The following is a 2274-nucleotide window of genomic DNA, read 5'->3' as shown; positions in this document are numbered from 1 at the left end:
GGAAATTTTGTTCTCCGCGCCGCTTTGCTCGATTGATCTTTGATCCGTCGCGGTATCTGCGCTTACCAAGGCGTTTAAATTTGCCGAAGTGCTGGAATTTTCATCCTCTTCGGAGATTGAGTTTGTTTGAGCGCTCGAAATTTCATCTGTTTTAGCGGCGAGAATTTCATTGACTTGGACGCTCGATATTTCGCTTTCGCCGTCGTTTAAAATTTCATCCGCATCCTTGCTTTCGGGTGCGTTTAAAATTCTGCTCGTTTCCTCGCCTTCGGGTGCACTTGAAATTTCGTCCGTTTTAGCTTTCGCCTCTTTGTCTTCGCAAGCGCGCAAATCCACGCCGTCGCCGCGATTTTCGGTCTGATCGCTTCTCGCGCCGTATCCTTCGCCCGCGCGATCTTTTAAATTTACCCCGACCGCCTCGCTGATGCTATTAAAGCCGTCTGCGCGCAAAAGCTCCGCCAGCCCCTCGTTGATCGATTTTGCGACGAACGGGCCTTTGAAGATAAAGGCGGTAAAAATTTGAACCAGGCTCGCGCCCGATTTGATGCGCTCGTAGGCCTCCTGCGCGCTGTCTATGCCGCCGCAGCTGATTAGGATCGTGCGGCCGAAGAGCTCGCGAGCGACCTGCGCGAAAAGCTCGCGCGATTTTTCGGTGATCAGCCTGCCGCTTAGGCCGCCGAAATCCCTGGCATTGGGGCTCAGCGAATAATCAACGCTGGTGTTGTTTATGATGATGCCGCTTGCGCCGCTTTGCACCGCGCACTCGCACAGCGCGATCGCCTGATCCGCGCTCATATCGGGCGCCAGCTTTAAGACGAGCGGCCTGTTCGTGATCTTTTTCATCGCTCCGATCAGCTCGCTTATGAAGCTGTTTTCTTGCAAAGCACGCAGATTGGGGGTGTTCGGCGAGCTTACGTTGATGATGAAAAAATCGCATAGCCCGTTAAATTTACGGCCCAAGGCTTCGTAATCGCTTAGCGCATCCTCGTTCGAGGTGGCTTTGTTTTTGCCGATGTTTGCGGCGATCGGGATTACAAAAGGATAAATTTTTCGCACGCGACGCTCGATAATATCGGCGCCTTCGTTGTTAAAGCCCATCGCGTTTTGAATGCTCTGCTCGCTAACGAGGCGAAAAAGTCGCGGCTTTTCGTTGCCGCTTTGAGGTCGCGGCGTAAAGGTGCCAAAATCGATGTGTCCGAAGCCAAGAGCGGCCAGCGGCGCGATCATCGTGGCGTTTTTGTCGAATCCGCCCGCGATACCTACGGGGTTATCAAAGCTGAGATCCCATATTTTTTGAGTTAAAATTTCATCTTTATAAATGCCGAATTTTGCCAGAGCTTCAAGCCCGCCCGGAGTCGCATAAAGTGCACGAAGTCCGAATTCTGCGATCTTATGAGCGGTTTCTGGATCAAATCGAAAAAAGATTTTTTTCAAGGTATCGTAATTCATAATGTTTCCTCAAATTTTGCATAATGGTAGCTAAAATTTAATTAAATATAGATAAGGAATTCGCGCTGAATTGCAATTCGCGGCGGTTAAATTTAATTTTAGAATTACGCGAGAAATGCTGGTAAAATTTCTACGGCTTGCAATGAGCGTTTAAATTTACGCAGAAATCCAAAGATGCGCGCCGCAAATTTTATAAATTTAGCATAAATTTAGCCTGCCCAGGTACGTACCGAAACGCGCGGTATCTATGGTACAGCTCGCGGTGGCGGGGTCGTACGCGATCTATCTTGCGCCGATCTGCGCTCAATCCCGCCCAAGCTAAATTTTAAAATTTAAAACGTCCTGCTCGCGCCGTTTGAGCTTCAGTGCGCGTCTTTGCCGCCGAAGGCAGCGATCATCGTGCCCAGAGGAATGATCGTAATGCCCAAGATAATCGCTAGCGGGTTTAGCAAGGACAGCTTGGCAAGTAGGTAGATCGCCGCCACGAGCGCCGCGTAGGATAGAATTTTAAACGGAGAGAAAAACGCTCCCGCAAAATTGCTCCGAACTTCGCCTCTTTTGCGCTCATCATCCCAACCATCAATGCTGCCGTCCGCGCCGTCGAAATCATCATTTGATCCGTCGCGCGCGCCGCCAATCCCACCCCCAAAATCGCTCGTACCGTCACCCGGCTCGCCGCTATCTACATCGCCGCCACGATTACCGCTATCTGCGCCGTTACCACAATTGTTGCGATCTGCGCCGTCACTCCGGTCGCCACTATCTACATCGTCGTCCAGGTCGCCGCTCGCTCCGCTTTTTAAGTCGTCGTAACGCTCGCCTATG

1 protein-coding gene and 1 pseudogene are annotated in these 2274 nt (G+C 51.1%); both read right to left on the bottom strand.

Annotation, left to right across the window (positions count from 1 at the left end; genetic code table 11):
• Positions 1-396: 396 nt before the first annotated feature.
• Positions 397-1449: pseudogene (locus Q0605_RS01360) on the bottom strand (quinone-dependent dihydroorotate dehydrogenase); the annotation flags it as partial.
• Between the two features lie 362 nt (positions 1450-1811).
• A partial coding sequence (locus Q0605_RS01355; RefSeq protein ID WP_298703563.1) for a hypothetical protein occupies positions 1812-2274 on the bottom strand: 463 nt, incomplete at its 5' end.

Source organism: uncultured Campylobacter sp. (assembly GCF_938017705.1).
Classification (GTDB): Bacteria; Campylobacterota; Campylobacteria; order Campylobacterales; family Campylobacteraceae; genus Campylobacter_B.
This window is presented reverse-complemented; position numbering and strand designations above follow the sequence as displayed.